The organism is Roseateles sp. GW821-FHT02E12 (genome assembly GCF_059421665.1).
Window position 1 is genome coordinate 2,273,726 of record NZ_JBWKVK010000001.1, and the last position, 17,870, is coordinate 2,291,595.

The 17,870-nt window shown below is 67.0% G+C and carries 17 protein-coding genes and 1 pseudogene; 8 read left to right on the plus strand and 10 right to left on the minus strand.

Annotated features, from left to right (window positions below; genetic code table 11):
• Positions 1-96 precede the first annotated feature (96 nt).
• From AC07V5_RS10655 to msrP, 3 genes and pseudogenes are all read right to left on the minus strand, one after another.
• Positions 97-630, minus strand: a pseudogene (locus AC07V5_RS10655) (FAD-dependent oxidoreductase); the annotation flags it as partial.
• A 28-nt stretch (positions 631-658) separates the two neighbouring features.
• A complete protein-coding gene (msrQ, locus tag AC07V5_RS10660) occupies positions 659-1,267 on the minus strand; it encodes a protein-methionine-sulfoxide reductase heme-binding subunit MsrQ (protein ID WP_495115623.1) in 609 nt (202 codons plus the stop codon).
• Between the two features lie 4 nt (positions 1,268-1,271).
• Positions 1,272-2,240, minus strand: a complete 969-nt coding sequence (gene msrP, locus AC07V5_RS10665) for a protein-methionine-sulfoxide reductase catalytic subunit MsrP (RefSeq protein ID WP_495115624.1) — start codon at positions 2,238-2,240, stop codon at positions 1,272-1,274.
• A 260-nt stretch (positions 2,241-2,500) separates the two neighbouring features.
• On the opposite strand from msrP, the gene AC07V5_RS10670 reads away from it, so the two are divergent.
• From AC07V5_RS10670 to AC07V5_RS10680, 3 genes are all read left to right on the plus strand, one after another.
• Positions 2,501-3,658: an alkane 1-monooxygenase gene (locus tag AC07V5_RS10670; protein WP_495115625.1), complete on the plus strand. Its 1,158-nt coding sequence runs from the start codon at positions 2,501-2,503 to the stop codon at positions 3,656-3,658.
• A gap of 300 nt (positions 3,659-3,958) precedes the next feature.
• Positions 3,959-4,219 carry a hypothetical protein gene (locus tag AC07V5_RS10675; protein WP_495115626.1) on the plus strand — a complete coding sequence of 87 codons (261 nt, stop codon included), beginning with the start codon at positions 3,959-3,961 and terminating at the stop codon, positions 4,217-4,219.
• A gap of 152 nt (positions 4,220-4,371) precedes the next feature.
• Positions 4,372-5,832: an amidohydrolase family protein gene (locus AC07V5_RS10680; RefSeq protein WP_495115627.1), complete on the plus strand. Its 1,461-nt coding sequence runs from the start codon at positions 4,372-4,374 to the stop codon at positions 5,830-5,832.
• 110 nt (positions 5,833-5,942) lie between these two features.
• On the opposite strand, the gene AC07V5_RS10685 is transcribed toward AC07V5_RS10680, so the two are convergent.
• The 3 genes from AC07V5_RS10685 to AC07V5_RS10695 are packed head-to-tail and all read right to left on the minus strand — an operon-like array spanning position 5,943 to position 11,396.
• Positions 5,943-9,284: an error-prone DNA polymerase gene (locus tag AC07V5_RS10685; RefSeq protein WP_495115628.1), complete on the minus strand. Its 3,342-nt coding sequence runs from the start codon at positions 9,282-9,284 to the stop codon at positions 5,943-5,945.
• Complete coding sequence (locus AC07V5_RS10690) at positions 9,281-10,573, minus strand: Y-family DNA polymerase (RefSeq protein ID WP_495115629.1); 1,293 nt, start codon at positions 10,571-10,573, stop codon at positions 9,281-9,283. Before AC07V5_RS10690 ends, AC07V5_RS10685 begins: the two co-directional genes overlap by 4 nt.
• Positions 10,542-11,396, minus strand: a complete 855-nt coding sequence (locus AC07V5_RS10695) for a translesion DNA synthesis-associated protein ImuA (RefSeq protein WP_495115630.1) — start codon at positions 11,394-11,396, stop codon at positions 10,542-10,544. Before AC07V5_RS10695 ends, AC07V5_RS10690 begins: the two co-directional genes overlap by 32 nt.
• Before the next feature lie 143 nt (positions 11,397-11,539).
• On the opposite strand from AC07V5_RS10695, the gene AC07V5_RS10700 reads away from it, so the two are divergent.
• Both AC07V5_RS10700 and AC07V5_RS10705 read left to right on the plus strand, forming a co-directional pair.
• On the plus strand, positions 11,540-11,917 hold the full coding sequence (locus tag AC07V5_RS10700) for a VOC family protein (protein ID WP_495115631.1): 378 nt from the start codon (positions 11,540-11,542) through the stop codon (positions 11,915-11,917).
• A gap of 31 nt (positions 11,918-11,948) precedes the next feature.
• The gene (locus AC07V5_RS10705) at positions 11,949-12,332 is read left to right on the plus strand and encodes a YciI family protein (protein ID WP_495115632.1); all 384 of its coding nucleotides are present in this window, start codon (positions 11,949-11,951) and stop codon (positions 12,330-12,332) included.
• Here AC07V5_RS10705 and AC07V5_RS10710 read toward each other — a convergent pair.
• From AC07V5_RS10710 to AC07V5_RS10720, 3 genes are all read right to left on the minus strand, one after another.
• On the minus strand, positions 12,329-13,375 hold the full coding sequence (locus AC07V5_RS10710; RefSeq protein ID WP_495115633.1) for a serine/threonine protein kinase: 1,047 nt from the start codon (positions 13,373-13,375) through the stop codon (positions 12,329-12,331). The two genes, AC07V5_RS10705 and AC07V5_RS10710, sit on opposite strands and share 4 nt — an antisense overlap.
• A gap of 23 nt (positions 13,376-13,398) precedes the next feature.
• Positions 13,399-14,253 (minus strand): DUF2726 domain-containing protein, encoded by an 855-nt coding sequence (locus tag AC07V5_RS10715; RefSeq protein WP_495115634.1) that lies wholly within the window; start codon positions 14,251-14,253, stop codon positions 13,399-13,401.
• 158 nt (positions 14,254-14,411) lie between these two features.
• The gene (locus AC07V5_RS10720) at positions 14,412-15,212 is read right to left on the minus strand and encodes a GNAT family N-acetyltransferase (protein WP_495115635.1); all 801 of its coding nucleotides are present in this window, start codon (positions 15,210-15,212) and stop codon (positions 14,412-14,414) included.
• Positions 15,213-15,419: 207 nt separating this feature from the next.
• On the opposite strand from AC07V5_RS10720, the gene rplM reads away from it, so the two are divergent.
• The 3 genes from rplM to erpA all read left to right on the plus strand — a co-directional run bounded on the left by rplM (position 15,420) and on the right by erpA (position 16,714).
• The gene (gene rplM, locus AC07V5_RS10725; protein WP_056203159.1) at positions 15,420-15,848 is read left to right on the plus strand and encodes a 50S ribosomal protein L13; all 429 of its coding nucleotides are present in this window, start codon (positions 15,420-15,422) and stop codon (positions 15,846-15,848) included.
• 9 nt (positions 15,849-15,857) lie between these two features.
• Positions 15,858-16,250, plus strand: a complete 393-nt coding sequence (gene rpsI / locus AC07V5_RS10730; RefSeq protein ID WP_056874289.1) for a 30S ribosomal protein S9 — start codon at positions 15,858-15,860, stop codon at positions 16,248-16,250.
• A gap of 98 nt (positions 16,251-16,348) precedes the next feature.
• A complete protein-coding gene (gene erpA, locus AC07V5_RS10735; protein ID WP_477895539.1) occupies positions 16,349-16,714 on the plus strand; it encodes an iron-sulfur cluster insertion protein ErpA in 366 nt (121 codons plus the stop codon).
• Positions 16,715-16,774: 60 nt separating this feature from the next.
• Here the strand turns inward: erpA and AC07V5_RS10740 are convergent, their stop codons facing one another.
• Positions 16,775-17,866 carry an anhydro-N-acetylmuramic acid kinase gene (locus tag AC07V5_RS10740; RefSeq protein WP_495115636.1) on the minus strand — a complete coding sequence of 364 codons (1,092 nt, stop codon included), beginning with the start codon at positions 17,864-17,866 and terminating at the stop codon, positions 16,775-16,777.
• Between the last annotated feature and the right edge of the window lie 4 nt (positions 17,867-17,870).

The window sequence follows — 17,870 nt, forward strand, 5'->3', positions numbered from 1 at the left end:
CTCGGGCAGCGGCGTGGACAGGCGCACGGTGATGCGGGCGTGGCCTTCAACGCGCTCGATCAGATGGTTCTGTGCGCGCCAGCCGCCGCGTGCCCACACGGTGACGTCAAAGCCGCGGTCGGCCAGGAAGAGGGCGTTCTCGGCCGCGTTGTCGCCCGCGCCCAGCAGCAGCACGCGGCCGGGCGGCAGCGTGGCGCGTTGCGAGGTCAGCGAGGCGGCGTCCAGCACGCGCGGGTGCGGCGAGGCGAAGTAGCGTGCCGGGCGCAGCAGGCGCAGGCCGGTGGCGATCAGCAGCGCGCGGGCCTGCACGCGCTCGCCGCCGGCGAGCTGCAACGCCCAGCCATCCAGCGAATGACGCGCGGATTCGACCTGGGCCGCCAGCCGCAGCGAGACGCCCGGCGTGGCGCTGGCCTGCGCGGCGTACTGCTCGGCCAGGTCGCACAGGCGCGTGGCGGGTTCGCCCAGCACCCAGTCCTGGGGGAAGTCCAGCGCCGCCAGCGCCGCGCACAGCCGCGGCTCGCGCTCGACGAGCAGCGTCGTCAGCCCCAACTGGCCGAGCCAGGACGCGGCACTGCAGCCGGCGGGGCCGCCGCCGAGGATGGCGATGTCGATGGTGGTGGGGCTGGACATGGCGTGGCCGGTGGGGCAGGGCCGGAAATTATCTGCGCAGCTTTTTCCAGATCCGCCAGCCCAGCAGCGCGGCCAGGAGGGCGCCGTAGATGGCCGGTTCGCCGAAGTTGTTCTTGCCGGCGCGCATCCAGATGAAGTGCAGCAGCGCGATCACGGAGATGGCGTAAACGGCCTTGTGCAGCGCCTGCCAGCGCTTGGCACCGAGGGCCTTGATGGCCTTGTTGAAGCTGGTGGTCGCGAGCGGCAGCATCAGCGCCCAGGCCGTGAAGCCCATCAGGATGAAGGGGCGCTTGGCGATGTCGACGGCGATGTCGCTGAAGTCCAGCCCCATGTCCAGCCAGCCATAGGCCAGCAGGTGCAGCGACGCGTAGCTGAAGGTGAACACGCCCAGCATGCGGCGAAAGCGCGCCAGTGCCGCCAGGCCGGTGAGCTCGCGCAGCGGTGTGATGGTGAGCGTCAGCCACAGGCCGCGCAGCGTCCAGTCGCCCAGGCGCCGGATCAAGGCCTCGGCGGGGTTGGCGCCGAGCTGGTTGGTGGCTGCGGCGTAGACGAGCCAGGCCAGCGGCAGCAGGCAGAGCAGGAAAAGAATGGGCTTCGCCGCTCTGCTGAGCAGCGCCGTCGTCAACAAACGCTTCATCGCGTCAGTAGAACTTCTTCAGATCCATGCCGGCGTAGAGCTGCCCGACCTGGGCTTCGTAGCCGTTGAACATCAGCGTCGGGCGCTTCTTCGCGAAAAGGCCGTCTTCGCCGATGCGGCGCTCGGCCGCCTGGCTCCAGCGCGGGTGGCTGACGTTGGGGTTCACGTTGGAATAGAAACCGTATTCCTGCTGGGCGGCCTTGGTCCAGCTGGACAGCGGCTCCTTCTCGACGAAGCGGATCTTGACGATGCTCTTGGCCGACTTGAAGCCGTACTTCCACGGCATGGCCAGGCGCAGCGGCGCGCCGTTCTGGTTGGGCAGCACCTCGCCGTACATGCCGAACACCAGCATCGCCAGCGGATGCATGGCTTCGTCGATGCGCAGGCCTTCGATGTAGGGCCAGTCCAGCACGCCCGAGCGCACGCCGGGCATCTGCGCCTTGTCGGCCAGCGTCGTGAACTCGACGTACTTGGCCTTGGACGTGGGCTCGGCCTTCTTGAGCAGCTCGGCCAGCGAGTAGCCCACCCAGGGGATCACCATGCTCCAGCCCTCGACGCAGCGCAGCCGGTAGATGCGCTCTTCCATGGCGCTGAGCTTGAGCAGCGCGTCGATGTCGTAGCGGCCGGGTTTGGCGCATTCGCCTTCGACGCTGACCGTCCAGGGACGGGTCTTGAGCGTGTGGGCGTGCGCCACGGGGTCGGCCTTGTCGGTGCCGAACTCGTAGAAGTTGTTGTACGAACTGGCGTCGGCATAGCTAGTGAGTTTGTCCATCACCATCGCGCCGGCCACCGCCGAGTGGGCGCCCGGCAGCTTGGCCAGCTTGCCGCCACCAGGGGCGGCTTGCGCCAGCGCCAGGGGCGACGCCGCTGCCAGACCGAGCCCGGCCAGGGCCTCACGGCGGTTCAGGTAGGCCGAGCGGGGCGTGATCTCGCTGGGCAGGGGCTCGTGAAGGGCAGGGATTCGGATCAGCATGGGGACTCTCGGGGCTGGAGGCTGACCTCTCGGTCGGCGCAGGATGGGCGCAACTTACACCGGGTGGTGTGATCGTGCTGATCGTCACCGGAAATCCCGACTCTCCGTGGGCCAGCGGCCCAGCAGCGGGTTGAGATTTGTAAAGCCGCGGGTCAGCAGATGGCGCACATCGCCATCCCCGCGCTGCTGGCCAGTGACGATGCTGCAAGCGCTGACGCTGCGGCCTTGACCGCGGCGGCCCGGCCGCCGAGCATCCCGCCATGCCTGCCACCCTGTCGGACCCCGCCCCCGCGCCCGCCCCCACGCGATGGCGCGACACCAAGCGCTACGCCTGGCTGCTGTCGGGCCTGTTTCCGGGGCTGGCATGGCTGAACGTCTGGCAGGCCGACCGCAGTGGCCACGCGTTCTGGCTGTGGCTGCTGCCGGCGGTCATGTACACGTTGATCCCGCTGCTGGATACGCTGCTGGGCGAGGACCGCAGCAACCCGCCCGAGGCCCAGGTGTCCGCGTTGGAGGCTGACCGCTGGTACCTCGTCGTGCTGCTGCTCTTCGTGCCGCTGCAGTTCGGGCTGACGCTGCACGGCGCCTGGCTGGCGGTGCATGGCGGGCTCGGCGTGGTGGGCTTCGTGGGCCTGGTGCTGACGGTGGGCGGCATCAACGGCGTGGCCATCAACACCGCCCACGAGCTGGGCCACAAGCACGCCGCCTGGGAGCGCTGGCTGTCGCGCCTGGTGCTGGCGCCGGTGGCGTACGGCCACTTCTTCGTGGAGCACAACCGCGGCCACCACCGGCGCGTCGCCACGCCGGAGGATCCGGCCAGCGCGCGCCTGGGCGAGAGCTTCTGGGCCTTCCTGCCTCGCACGATGCTCGGCAGCCTGCGCTCGGCCTGGCAGCTGGAGCACGAGCGCCTGGCCGGCCGCGGCCATGGCCCCTGGCACTGGCGCAACCAATGCCTGCAGGCTTGGGGCCTGACGGTGGTGCTCTATGCCGGCCTGGTGGTCTGGCTGGGCTGGGCGGTGCTGCCCTTCCTGCTCGTGCAGGCGTTCTACGGGGCCCAACTGCTGGAAGTGGTGAACTACATCGAGCACTACGGCCTCTTGCGCCAGCGCGGGCCCGACGGCCGCTACGAGCGCTGCGCGCCCGAGCACTCATGGAACAGCAACCACCGCATGTCGAACCTGTTCCTGTATCACCTGCAACGCCACAGCGACCACCACGCCCACCCGGCCCGCCGCTACCAGGCCCTGCGGCATTTCGAGCAGGCGCCGCAGCTGCCGAGCGGCTATGCCGGCCTGTTGTTGGTGGCCTACGTGCCGCCGCTGTGGTTCCGGTTGATGGACCGAAGGGTGATGGCGCATTACGGCGGGGATCTCAAGCGGGCGAATGTGCAGCCGGGCGTTGATTCGGCGCGCTGGTAGACCCATGCGCTGACCGCGGGGATTCAGATGCCGATGCGGCGCATCTGCCGCGGAGTTCTCTGCCGGCTGGGCCGCTCTTGAGCCGTCCATGTTCGCCGACCTGCTCAGGATCGACGGACGAAAGGGTGGCAGCCGGCAGCGTACTGCCGTCCGATCGGCAGGTGGATTGACCCGCCAGGCCCGTCGGCCGCTGCTGCAGTTCATCCGGCCAAGCTTGTAGTGCATCGCCTTGCGCCCGCCTCGCGGTATCCCGGCGCAGAAACTGCAATCAGTGCCTCACAAACCCAGCCGGAGTCCACCATGACCAACACCGTGAAAGTCCTGGCCTTCGCCCTTGCGTCCGTTGCCGCTGCTGTTGCGGGCATCGGATGGGCGGATCATGCTGCGCAACCAACGACTCAGGTCGTCAAGCTCGAACGCGTGGTGATCGTCGGCAAGCGTGTCGACACGCAAGCGCCAGTGGTGGCGCTGCTGCCTCGGGTCGTCGTCGAAGGCCGGCGTGCTGCCCGGGCCAACGACCTGCAGATCGCCAGCGCGAAGCGGTTTCACAAGGCCAGCTAGACCGAGTAGCTCTTCTGGCCGGCGCCAGCAGTGACAGATATTTCATTGGGCTTTCTCGAGCGGCCCGACAGGCTGCGTCCGGCATACCTGAATGAGACCTTTGTTCGGTGATGGCTGGAGATATAAAAACGTGAAACAACAGGGGGCTATAAATGTTTCGTGCGCTGAGGATCGTCGCTCTTTTCCATTTAATCGGCACGCTTTCGGGCGGCACCCACGCAGGCACTGCACAAGTCGCGGACTTTGTCTTTAACCACGTCAACGTCGTTCCGATGAACCGGAACGTCATACAGCGTAACAAGTCGGTTGTCGTGCGTGATGGCGTTGTTATCGCGATTGTTGATGAACGTACAGCAGGCCGGTATCGTTCCGCCAAACATATTGACGGAAACGGAAACTTCCTGATGCCCGGGCTGTCAGACATGCACGCTCACTTGCGTATGCCGCCCCAGGATTTTTTCGATCTGAACCTGGCGGCCGGCGTTACGACCGTCTTCAATATGGGTTTAGGCGATGGCGGTGGCCATGTTGACCATCTCGCGCTGCGCGCCAGCATAGAGGCGGGAACGATGGACGGTCCTCGCTATCTGGTCAGTGGCCCTCAACTCGAAAGCTGGACCGTTAAATCACTGGATGACGTGAACAAGGCATTGCAGGAAACCGCGGAGCGTCGCTACGACGCCATCAAGATCCATGGTGATTTTGCGCCAGACCTCTATAACGCGTTGATTGCCGGCGCGCGGGAACGAGGGTTTAGGGTAACGGGCCACGGCCAGCACATGATGCCGCTGGCCCAAACGCTTCGCATGGATTGCGTCGAACATGTCGAGGAATTACTCTATATATCGCGCGACGCGAGCTTCGGCCAAGTGGCGAAATTCGGCGTGGAAGACAATGGGAATAACCATAATTTTCTGACGGCCTACTACCGCAACATTTCTCGCCTGAAGGACAACGCTTACCGCGCTGAAGTCGTGAAGGATGTTGCCGGTTCTGGCGTATATTGGACCCCGACAATAATTATCTACTCCGTAATACCGGTCTACATTTCGGATGATTCGTTTGCGTCGCTGGCGAACGATCCGCGCCTCAGATATCTGCCGAAAAGCATGCGTCGCGAGAGTTTGGACAACGACAAAAATGAATATCGTGTCGGCCTCGCACCTGTTTTTTCAACCTTCCTTGAATCTGTTAGTGATCGGTCAAGTTTGAAAGATCATTTCGGGCGAAACATGACGACCTTGCTCACCTTGACCAAACAGCTTCATGACGCCGGTGTTCCCTTGATGACGGGTTCCGATGCCTTTGGTGCTTTGGTTCCTGGATTTGCGCAACACCAGGAAATGGAGCTCTTCATCAAAGCCGGCTTGACGCCTTATGAAGCCCTGAAGGCGGCGACCGTCAATCCGGCTAAATACCTTGGTGAATACGATCGCGCCGGCAGTATCGAAGTCGGCAAACGCGCTGATTTTATTCTGCTCGGGGCGAACCCGTTGGACAATATTCAGAACACGGGAGATGTGCGCGGCGTATTTACCCATGGGAAATGGTATTCCCCCAAGGATTTAAAGATGCGGCTCAACAGGGTTGCGAAGAACTCGCGCTCTAATTAGAGCGGGGGTATGCGTGTGACAAACGCAGCGCAGGATGAGCGCCCATGCTCGCAAAGGCTGCGCCGTCGCCAGACGCTCGGCCTTTGTCTTTGTCGTCTTGACGCCGACCCTCACCTGAAATCCCGGCTCTCCGTCGGCAACCTCCCCAGCAGCGGATTCAGGTTGGTGAATCCCCGCGCCAGCAGATGGCGCACATCGCCGTCCCCGCGCTGCCAGACACCCTCCACCGCCAGCAGCCGCGCGCCGAGGATGGTGCCGCGGTGTTCTTCATAAACCTTGGGCCAGACGATGACCTGCACATTGCCGGTCTCGTCCTCCAGCGTGACGAAGAGGGTGCCCTTGGCGGTCTGCGGCTTCTGCCGCCCGGTGACGATGCCGCAGGCCTTGGCGCGGCGGCCGCTCTTCACTTTGTCGAGCTGGCTGGCGCTGAGCAGGCCTTGCTTGGCCAGGCGCGGGCGCAGGAGGGCCAGTGGGTGGCGGCGCAGCGTCAGGCCGGTGGCGGCGTAGTCCCACAGCACCTCCTCGCCCTCGGCGGCGGCGGGCAGGGCGAGGTCGTCCTCAGGCAGCAGGCTGCCCTGCAGCAGCTCGGGCATGGCGTGCAGGGCTGAGGCCTGCCAGACCTGTTGGCGGCGGTGGCCGGCGAGTGAGGTGAGGGCGTCGGCGGCGGCGAGCTGCTGCATGTCCTGCTGCGTGAGGCGGGCGCGGAAGGCGAGGTCCTGCGGGTGGGCGAATTCGCCGTCGCGAGTACGGGCCTGCTCGATGCGGTCGGCCGCTTCGTCGCCCAGGCCGCTGACGAGGCGCAGGCCCAGGCGCACCGCCGGCTGGTGCTCACCGTCGCGGTGCTCGAGGGTGCTGTCCTTGTTGCTGTGGTTGACGTCGATGGCGCGCACTTCGACCTGGTGACGGCGCGCGTCCTGGATGAGCTGGCTGGGCGTGTAGAAGCCCAGCGGTTGGGAGTTCAGAAGCGCACACAAAAAGGCAGCCGGCTCATGGCATTTGAGCCAGGAGCTGACATAGGTGAGCAGCGCAAAGCTGGCGGCGTGGGACTCGGGGAAGCCGTAGCTGGAGAAGCCCTTGATCTGGCTGAAGATGCGCTCGGCGAACGCGTCTTCGTAGCCGCGCTCGCGCATGCCCTTGACGACCTTGTCGTAGTACTTCTCCAGCACGCCGGGGCGTTTCCACGCAGCCATGGCGCGGCGCAGCTGATCGGCCTCGCCGGCGCTGAAGCCCGCGGCAATCATGGCCACCTGCATGACCTGCTCCTGGAAGATGGGCACGCCGCGGGTGCGCCACAGAGCTTCCTTCAAGGCCTCGCTGGGGTACTCGACCTGGTCTTCGGGCAGGGCGCGGTTCTTCAGATAGGGATGCACCATGCCGCCTTCGATGGGCCCCGGCCTCACGATGGCGACCTCGACGACCAGGTCGTAGTAGGTGCGTGGTCGCAAGCGCGGCAGCATGGACATCTGCGCTCGCGATTCGATCTGGAAGACGCCGATGGTGTCTGCCTTGCAGATCATGTCGTAGGTGGCCGTGTCGTTATCCGGGATGGTCAGGTCGATGGCCGTGCCGCGCATCGGGTTGACGAGATCGAAGCAGCGCCGGATGGCGCTGAGCATGCCCAGGGCGAGCACGTCGACCTTCATCATCTTCAGCTCGTCGATGTCGTCCTTGTCCCATTCGATGACGCTGCGGTCTTTCATCGTCGCGTTCTCGATGGGAACGAGGCGCTCCAGTGTGCCTTCTGTAAGCACGAAACCGCCGACGTGCTGGCTGAGGTGGCGAGGCAGGCCGTTGAGCTGGCGGCCGAGCGTGATGAGTTGCAGCAGGCGCGGGTCGTCCTCGGGCAGGCCGAGCTTCTGCAGCAGTTCGAGACGATGCTCCTCGGGCAGCACCTGGGTGGACCAGCCGCTGTGGTCCTGGCTCATCACGTCGAGCTGCTCCTCGCTGAAGCCCAAGGCCTTGCCGACATCGCGAATGGCGCTCTTGGGGCGGTAGCAGATGACCACGGCGGTCAGCGCAGCGCGGTCACGACCGTATTTGGCATAGAGGTACTGGATCACCTCTTCGCGACGCTCGTGCTCGAAGTCGACGTCGATGTCCGGCGGCTCGTTGCGCTCTCGGCTGATGAAGCGCTCGAACAGCAGGGTGCTGCGGTCCGGGTCTACCGAGGTGACGTGCAGGCAGTAGCAGACCACGCTGTTGGCGGCCGAGCCGCGGCCCTGGCAGAGGATCTGGATGCTGCGCGCGAACTGCACGACATCGGCAACGGTCAGAAAGTAGTGCTCGTAGCCCAGGTCCTCGATGAGTTGGAGCTCATCCTCGATGCGGCGCTTGAACTTGTCAGGCACCCCGCCTTTGGATTGAGGCCAACGCAGGTAGGCGCCGGCATAGGTGAGGTCGCGCAGATGCTGTCGCGGCGTGCGGCCGGCTGGCACGACCTCGCTCGGGTACTGATAGCTGATCTCGTTGAGGCTGAATTCGCAGCGCGCCGCCACCTGCAGCGTCTCCCTCATCAACGCTTCCGGATAGACCCGTGAAACTCGATAGCAACTGCGCAGATGCCTTTCCGCGTTGGGTTGCAGGTCGAAGCCGCACTCTGCCACCGTGCGGCCCAGGCGCGTGGCCGTCATCACGTCCTGCAGCGCCTTGCGCGAGCGCACGTGGAAGTGCACGTCGCCGGCGGCGACCAGCGGCAGCGCCGTCTCCTCGGACAGCGCCTGCAGCCGCTGCAGCCACAGTGCATCGCTGGCTTCGCGCATCAGCTCGACGGCGATCCAGGCGCGGCCGGTGAAGTGCTGCAGCGCCCATTGCGCCGGAGCCAGCAACTCGGCATCGCTGGCCTCGCGTGGCAGTACCAGCAGGGCCAAGCAGTCGGTGAGCTTCTCGGGTGCGAGCTGGCGCCAGTTCAGCGTGTACTCGCCCTTGACCGGGCTGGCACGGCGCAGCCGGGTGATGAACTGGCTGAGGTTGCCGTAGCCGTTGAGGTTCTGCGCGATCAGCACGAGCTTGAAGCGCGGCGTGCCGGTGTCGTCGCGGACGAGGAACTCGCTGCCGATCAGCAGCTTCATCAACTGCGGCTGCGCAATGTCCTCGTCAGGCAAGCCGGCCTTTTGCGCCTCCTCCTTCAGGGCGTGATGTGCCGCCTCGCGCATCTCCCGCAATTGCTTGTGCGCTCGCACGATGCCGGCCAGCGAGCATTCGTCGGTGATGGACAGGGCCTCGTAGCCCAGCTCGCAGGCGCGCTCCACCAGCTCGGCGGGCTCGGACGCGCCGCGTAGGAAGCTGAAGGCCGACAGGCAGTGCAGCTCGGCATAGCGCGGCAGGTCACCCCCCGCGACAGGCAACGCGGATGGCCAGCCATCCGCCGCGCGCCGCAGCTCGGCCTCCGAGGCAATGCCCTGCTCGCGCAGCATGGCCAGCCGCTCGTCCCGGTCCGACATGGGGGGCGTCATGCGAACACTCCGTGCAGGAACCAACCCGGGGAGGTGGACGCGATGGACGAAGGCCGCTCGTGATAGACCCACAGCAACCCGCGCGTGGCGCTGCGATAGACGAAGTAGTCGCGTGCCTGCATGCCGCTGGAGCCTTCCCACCAGCCGGCCTCGACGCGGTGCGGGCCGCTGACCAGCGCCAAGGGGCCGCAATAGGTCGGCTGCTCGCGTGCATCGGAGCGCAGCGGCTGTGGTGGCTGGACGAGCCAGGTGGGCTGAGGGCCGGACGGGCGGCGCAAGGCGATGGCCGGCGGCGCAGGCCAGGCGTGCCAGCGCTGCATGTGGTCCAGGCGATGGTCCTCGCGCAGCCGACCTTCTTGCACATGGTCTGCACCCAGCCGCACCGACAGTCGCTCCAGCAATGCATTCGTCGTCGTGCGTTCCGCCAGGTCAGCGGGGCCGGGCAGAAGGCTGACGCTGCCTTCCTCCAGCGGCAGCACGGTGTCGGCGCTGAGGCTGATCTCACCGGCCGGTGCGGCCAGCTCTGTGCGGGCCAGGTGCTCGCCCAGCAGGCGGGTCAGGCGCGGCAGGTCGCGCGTCGTGTCGGCCGTGGCGATGCTGAGTTCACCGCTGTCGGCTACGTCCCGGGCGCGCATGGCGTCGTGCTGCCAGGCCAGGCGCAGTGCCCGCACACCGGCATGGTGGGCGGCGAGGAAGGCGCAGAGCTGGCGCAGCAGGGTCTCGGCAAAGTGCAGCAGCACGGGCGCGTGCTCGACGCGGTAGGGCAGCTCCAGCCGCGCGTCGAAGCGGTCGGGCAGGGTCAGCCATTCGTGTACCTCGGGCAGGTCGCCGTAGGCCTGGTCGAGCGCCGTCAGCAGGGCCGGGCCGAAGCGCCGCGCCAGGGCCGGGCGCGGCAGCCGGCGCAACTCGCCCAGGCGCGTGCAGCCCAAGCGGGCCAGCATGGCGTGGTGGGCTTGGGCGGCGCTCAGGGCCGACAGCGGCAGCGCGTCCAGGCGCTCGCTCAGACGGCCGGGGGTGGTGTTGGCAGAGCGCGCCAGGGCCAAGGCACCCAAGGCCGTCTTCGCCCAGGCCATGTTGCCCAGGGCCAAGCCGGCCTGCGTGGCTTGCGCCTGCAGCCGCTGGCGCAGCGCCCGCGCGCCGCGGAACAGCTTCAGGCTGGTGGACACCTCGGCCACGACGGCCTCCTCCAGCCGCGCGACGCGCGGCGTGAAGCTCAGTGCCAGCCAGCCCAGGGCGTCGACGTCGCCAGCCGGCGCATCAGGCCTGCAACACAGGGCGAGCCAGCGCATGGGGGCGCTCCGTTGGAGGTGTGACCTGCGTGGGGGAAGGCTTTGGCGCAGGCGCGGGCAAGGGCTTGCGCTTGGCCGCCGTCAGCAGCGGCTCGACCGCACCTGGCACGGCCGGCAGCTCCAGCCAGCCCTCGTGCGCCGGCCCGCGGCGCTTGAGGAGGTGCACGTTCAGAGCCCAGCCCTCGCCGGGTTGCACGACCAGGCGCAGCGGTGCAGCCGAGGATTGCTGCTGGACGCGCTCGGGCCGCATCAGGAAGGCCGGTGCATCGGAACTCAGCGCATTGACCTGCAAGCGCCGGATCTGCTCCGGCCGCGCCTCTGGCAGCCAGGCCAGCACGGCCACGCGCGACTTGATGGCCTGTTCGGCGGCCCAGAGGGCCTGGGCCGGCGTGCCGGCCTCCACCCAGACCAGCGCCGATGGCGGCAGGCCCAGGGCCTGCAGGCCCGGCAGATGCGGTGTGTGCGGCGGGTTGATGAGGAGCAGCGAGCGCAGCGCCGGCATGGCCGCGCGCCCGCGCCGGCCGGGAGAGGCCGTCGGCAGCGCCTGGGCCGCCCACCAGCCGCGCAGGGCCGGGGCCAGCAGCCGCCACTCCAGCACGCCGGGTTGCGGCGTCAGCAGCTCGGTGACGGCTCGCAGGGGCCAGCCACCGCCGGGCAGTTCGGCGTCCAGGGCCGCAAAACCGCTGGCCAGCGTCGGGTCGGCAGCGGTACTCAGGCTGCTGCCGCGCCAGAGGCGCCCCTGCAGCCGTGCGTCGTCCAGCGGCAGGCGGCCGAGGGGCGGCGGAACAAGGGGGGCGGGAGTGGCGGCGGAGGCGGGCAACATGGCCGGGAAGCACGGGGCGGGTCAGGGCGGAGGGAAGAAACCGGAGCTTGGATGAGATCACAATACTGTATGTATATCCAGTATTTTTTACCCATCGACCTAGCCATGGCGCTAGCATTTCACGCATCCTTTGGAGCGCCGCCATGCAACTCGCCCCGTTGATCTGCGTCCACGACGTGCCCGCCAGCAGCCGCTGGTATCAACGCCTGCTGGGCTGCCACAGCGGCCATGGCGGCGATGAGTACGAGCGCCTGAATGCGCCCGACGGGCATCTGCTGCTGCAACTGCACCGCTGGGATGTCGGCCACGACCATGGGCCGCTGGGAGACGCCGACCTGCCTCGTGGCAATGGCCTGCTGCTGTGGTTCGAGCTGCCAGATTTCGATGACGCCGTTGCGCGTGCCGAGGCGATGGCCGTCGACGTCGTCAGGCCCAGGCGCTGGAGCGAGAACGGCAACTGGGAGTTCTGGCTGCGCGACCCCGACGGCTATGCGGTGGTGCTGACCAGCCCGCTGCCCTGATGATGAGCCCTCTCTTCCAGGAGATTTCTCGATGCCGATGAATGACTATCTGGTGCTGTCTCGCGGTCAGTGGGATGCCGACGCCAGCCCGCAGGCGGTGCAGACGGCCATCGATGCCTTCTATGTCTGGTACGAGCAGGGCCTGGCCCAAGGCCGGCTCAAGCCCGGCAGCCGCCTGGAGCCGGGCGCCCGCTTCGTCTCTCGGGGGCTGATCACCGACGGCCCGTTTGCCGAGACCAAGGAGTGGGTCGGCGGCTACTGGTTCATCGTCGCCGAGACGCTGGAGCAGGCGGCAGCGATTGCGGCCGAGAACCCCTGCCTGCAGTTCGGCTTGACGCTGGAGATCCGTCCGCTGGACGCCACCCTGGCCCACGTGACGGTGCAGACCAACGAGACGCCCGCGACCTGGCGTTAGGAAAATCCGTCGCCGTCGAAGTTGACCTCGTCCTCGTCCCGCGCAAGGGTCGGGGCGCCGTCCTTGGGGCGCATCGCCTCCAGCTGCTCGCGCAGCTTGGCCACCTGGTCCAGCCAGTAGTTCGGTGTGCCGAACCAGGGGAAGGCGAGCGGGAAGGCCGGGTCGCCCCAGCGGCGGGCGAGCCAGGCGCTGTGGTGGATCATGCGCATGGTGCGTAGCGGCTCGATGAGGCGCAGCTCGCGGTCGTCGAACTCGGCGATCTGCTCGTAGCCGTCGAGCACGGCGTTGAGCAACTGGCGCGAGGCTTCCGGCTCGCCGGGCAGCAGCATCCACAGATCCTGCACGACAGGCCCGGTGACGGCGTCGTCGAGGTCGACGAAATGCGGGCCGCGGTCGGGCGTCCACAGGATGTTGCCGGGGTGGCAGTCGCCGTGCAGGCGGGTGAGCTGCAGGTCGGGCAGGCTGTCGAAAGCGGCCTGGATGGCATCGATGCAGCGGCGCGCGGCGTCATCCCAGGAGGCGGCGATCTCGGGGGGGATGGCCTCGTTGTCGATGAGCCAGTCACGCGCGGCTTGTGCAGGTGCGGCGGTGGCCCAGGCCAGGCGTTCAACAAAGGGGCGTTGACGGCCCACGCCATGGAGGCGAGCCAGCAGCCGGCCTATCCAGCGCAGCACGTCGGGGTCTTCAAGCTCGGGGCCGCGGCCGCCCTGGCGTGGCGTGACGGCCAGGCGCTGGCCTTGGTAGTGGAAGAGTGTGGAGCCGCCCGCCAGCGTCCACGGCGCGGCGACGGGCACCTCGGCGGCGGCGAGCTCAGCGGCGAAGGCATGCTCTTCGAGGATCTGCGCATCGCTCCAGCGCGCCGGGCGATAGAACTTGGCGACGGCCGCACTGCCGTCTTCCAGATGCAGCATCAGCACGCGGTTCTCAAAGGAATTCAGCTGCAGCAACCGGCCGTCGGCGCGCAGGCCCGTGGCGTCGAGGGCATCGAGCATGAATTCCGGCGTCAGGTCGCCGAAGCTGAGATCAGGGGTCGCGTGAGGCATCCGGCGAGTGTCGCCGGAGCGGATCACCCGCGTCGCGGGCGCTGGGTCGCGTAGCGCGGCGCGTCGACGACGACACCGACGATGTCGTCCAGCATGGCCTCGTCATCCGCGTCATCCAGGACGGGCAGGCTGCGCGGGTTGTAGCGTGACGTGTCCAGGTTGCGGGAGGACAGGCGCCGCTGAGGCTGATGGGCGTCGGGCTGGGTCGGCATGCGTGGCTGGCGCTCGCCGTAGCCCTCGTTGCCACCGAACACGCCGGCGTCCTGCCACAGCGGCAGGGGCTGCGAGAACTGGCCCCAGTCGCTGCCGAATTCATCCTCGGTGGCGGTGGTGCTGCGGCGGCGTGACAAGCCGGCCGTCGCCGCCGGCGCCGGCAGCGGGCCACGCGGGTTGCTGCCCTGGGGCACGAGCAGCTGCAATTCGGCGACGCTGGGCAACTGGTCCATCGCGCAGCGCAGATAGCGCACGCGGCAGGCGGACAGCACGGCATGCTTGATCTGCAGGATGCGCGGCGTGACACCGCGCTCGCCTTCCAGGTCGATGGCGGCCAACACGCGACCGTTGGGGCTGCAGACGGCAAAGGTCACGTGAGAGGCGCCCAGCAGGTCGAACCAGTAGCGCACTTCCTTGGCCTCGGTCGGCTGGCAGAAACGCACCAGCGGCAGCTTGGACAGCACGACGTGGTGGGGCAGGGCCTCGCGAAGCAGGCGGAAAACGCGCCGCTCGTCGGTCGTGAAAACCGGCCTGGCCGTGAGCGACCACTCCGCCGGCAAGCCTTTATTGGCGTACGCAGGTCGGCGCAGCGCCCAGATCAGGCTGATGGCCAGACCCAGCACGCAAACAGCCAGCGCGGCGATCCAATAGATGGCGTACGGCATATCCCTCGGGGATTTCGGCGGGTGACGCCGACCTGTTTTCTGGCGGCGCAATGGACGGGCAATGTAGCGCAGCGTCCCTAAAAAGCATTACTCGCTAGTCCCGATTCCCCCGGGCCTGAGGGGGAGCAGGCCCTGGAAACGGGCTGTTAGCCCGTCATTTATTGCTTGGCGGCGCGCCCTGAGGGTTCGAAATGGGCTTTGACCTCGGCAACGCCATCAACGAACCCGCTCAGCACCTGAGCCTGGCGCTTGAACTGGAAATCCAGCTCGCCCAGATGCCGCTCCAGCGCTTGTTCGACCTGGGAGCCGACCGTGTCCGGCGGCAGACGCAACCAGGCCGCGGACTCGCCGCCGTCGCGCTCGACGATGGCGCCGGCGGCTGCGGCGATGCGCAACATGGGGCGGTTCTCGCTCAGTGCGTGGATGAAGAGGGTGTCGATGCCGCGATTGCGGGCGTGCAGGCCGGCAGCGTCGAACAGGCGCCGGCCCAGGCCGCGGCCGCGAGATTGCGGCAGCACGGAGACGCCGAACTCGGCCATCGTGCGGTTCGATTCGGCCAACGGCGGGAGGCCATAGGCCAAGTGGGCCAGCGCGATCAAGTGCAGGCGGCGGTTGAAGATGCCCAGCACCTCGTCGCGGGCGAAGTCGATGCTCAGCGCGTACTTGCGGATCTGCTCGTCAGAAGCCGGATAGCCGAAGCGCAGATAGCGGTCTTGCGGCTCCAGCGCCAGCAGGTGGTCGATGATGCGGTGGCGGTGGCGCCGTGCCAGCGAGCGGATGGGCACCCAGGTCGACAGCCGCTCCAGCGCAGCGCGCGCATTGGCAAGCGGGCCCGTCGATTCGGCCGAGGTAGCAGCCGGCGCGTTCGGGTCAGGGCCGAACGCCGACAGCTCATGATCCCAGTCCGTCGCGGGTTCGGCGGGCGGGGTGTCGGCGGCGGCGGGTGGGGTTGTGGGCATGGCTGGGCCTGTGTGCCAAGGTTAACGCGTCGCGCGCTTTCAAACCAAGGCCTTCGCTGCTACACTCATGGGCTTTTCCGTCAAAAGGCTGCGGGAAAGAGCTGCGCCGAGAGGTTGTGCATTCATGACACAGCACCGAGGCCAGTCGAATTCAGCCATCCATTGCCGGTCCTCTGTTTACAGGGCCGGCACAGCGAAAGCACTCTCATGAAGACCTTCAGCGCCAAGCCGGCCGAAGTGACGCACGAGTGGTTTGTGATTGACGCCACCGACAAGGTGCTCGGACGTGTTGCCAGCGAAGTGGCACTCCGTTTGCGCGGCAAGCACAAGGCCATTTACACGCCTCACGTTGATACCGGTGATTTCATCGTCATCGTCAATGCCGAAAAGCTCCGTGTGACCGGCAACAAGGCCACCGACAAGGTGTACTACCGTCACAGCGGCTTCCCCGGCGGCATCTACGCCACGAAGTTCAAGGACATGCAAGCCAAGCACCCCGGCCGCGCGCTGGAGAAGGCCGTCAAGGGCATGCTGCCCAAGGGCCCGCTCGGCTACGCCATGGTCAAGAAGCTGAAGGTCTACGCCGGCCCCACGCACCCGCACACCGCCCAGCAGCCCAAGGCTCTCGAGATCTAAGGAACGGCCATGATCGGAAACTGGAATTACGGTACGGGCCGTCGCAAGTCGTCGGTCGCTCGCGTCTTCATGAAGAAGGGCACGGGCCAGATCATCGTCAACGGCAAGGCCATCGACGCTTACTTTGGTCGTCAGACCTCCATCATGATCGCCAAGCAGCCCCTGCTGCTGACGAACAATGGCGAGGCCTTCGACATCAAGGTGAACGTGCATGGTGGTGGCGAGTCCGGCCAAGCCGGCGCCTTGCGCCTGGGCATCACCCGCGCGCTGATCGACTACGACGCAACCCTGAAGCCCGAACTGAGCCGCGCCGGCTTCGTCACGCGTGACGCGCGTGAAGTCGAGCGTAAGAAGGTCGGTCTGCACGGCGCTCGCCGCAGGAAGCAGTTCAGCAAGCGTTAATCGCTTCTCGACTCAGCAAAAGGCCGCTCCAAGCGGCCTTTTGTTTTTGCGCCGACAATCCCCATATTCGTTTCTGGACAGATTCACAGGAGCCCGCCATGAGCGCCGTGCTTGATACCCCCGTCACCGACATTCCCGTGCCTCTGGTGTTCACCGATAGCGCCGCCGACAAGGTGCGCGACTTGGTGGCCGAGGAGGGCAACCCGGAGCTGAAGCTGCGCGTCTTCGTGCAAGGCGGCGGCTGCTCCGGCTTCCAGTACGGCTTCACGTTCGATGAGGCCGTCAACGACGACGACACGCAGATGCAGAAGAACGGCGTGACGCTGCTGATCGACTCGATGAGCCTGCAATACCTGATGGGTGCGGAGATCGACTACAAGGAAGACCTGCAGGGCGCTCAGTTCGTCATCAAGAATCCGAATGCCACGACGACCTGCGGTTGCGGGTCCAGCTTCTCTGTTTGATCTTGATCAGTTGAGGACAGAGCTGGCCGCTGCGCGGCTGCGGTCTGTCCCGCCAAGTCTTCAGCTTGGGTACAGCGCCCCGAGCACCCGGAGCCCCGCGGCTCCCGTGACGGCCGGCAGATTGCCCGGCCGTTTTGCTTTGAAGCACATCGCCAGCCACGCGAAGGCAGCCGCCTCGACCTGATCGACAGGCAGGCCGCGCGCTGCGCTGGATTCGACCGTGACGCCGGGCAGCAGGTCGGCCAGGCGTTGCATCAGCCGGCCATTGAGTGCGCCGCCGCCGCAGACGACCATGGATTTCGCCGCCGGCATCTGCGCCCTCAGCGTATCGGCCACGCAGCGTGCGCTGAGCTCCAGCAGCGTCGCCTGCACGTCTTCTGGAGCAAGGCCGGGCACGAGCCTGGCCTGCAACCAGCCGAGGTGGAACAGATCGCGGCCGGTGCTCTTGGGCGGTGGCAGCGCGAAGAAGGGTTCGGCCAGCAGCGTCGCCAACAGTGCCGGCGACACGCGGCCCGTGGCGGCCCAGGCGCCGTCGGCGTCGAAGGCCTTGCCCTGGTGGCGGGTGATCCAGCCGTCCATCAGGCAGTTCGCCGGCCCGCAGTCGAAGCCGCCCGTGCGGCCGTCGGCGTGCAGCAGGCTCAGATTGCTGATGCCGCCCAGATTCAGCACCGCCGTATCCTCGCCGGCTGCGCCGAACACCGCGCGGTGGAAGGCAGGCACCAGCGGCGCGCCCTGGCCGCCAGCAGCGACGTCACGGCTGCGCAGGTCGCAGACGACGTCGATGCCCGCCTGCTCGGCCAGCAGCGCGCCATTCAGCAATTGCGTCGTGTAGCCATCGAAGCCGCCGGGCTGATGCCGCACCGTCTGACCATGGGCGCCAACGGCAGCGACCTGCTCATGCCGGGTGTTCGTGGCTTCCAGCAACTGCGAGACGACGTCGGCGTAGCTGCGTGCCACCGCATTGGCCGCGAGCGCGGCGCGGTGCAGTTCGTTGTCGCCGGGTGAATTCAGCGCCAGCAGCTCGTCGCGCAGCGCGTGAGGGAAGGGCGCGTGCACATGGCCGGTGACGACCATTGCATCCGCATCGAAGAGCACGCCGTCGACGCCGTCGAGCGAGGTGCCCGACATCAACCCGATGTAGAGATCGGCCACCGGC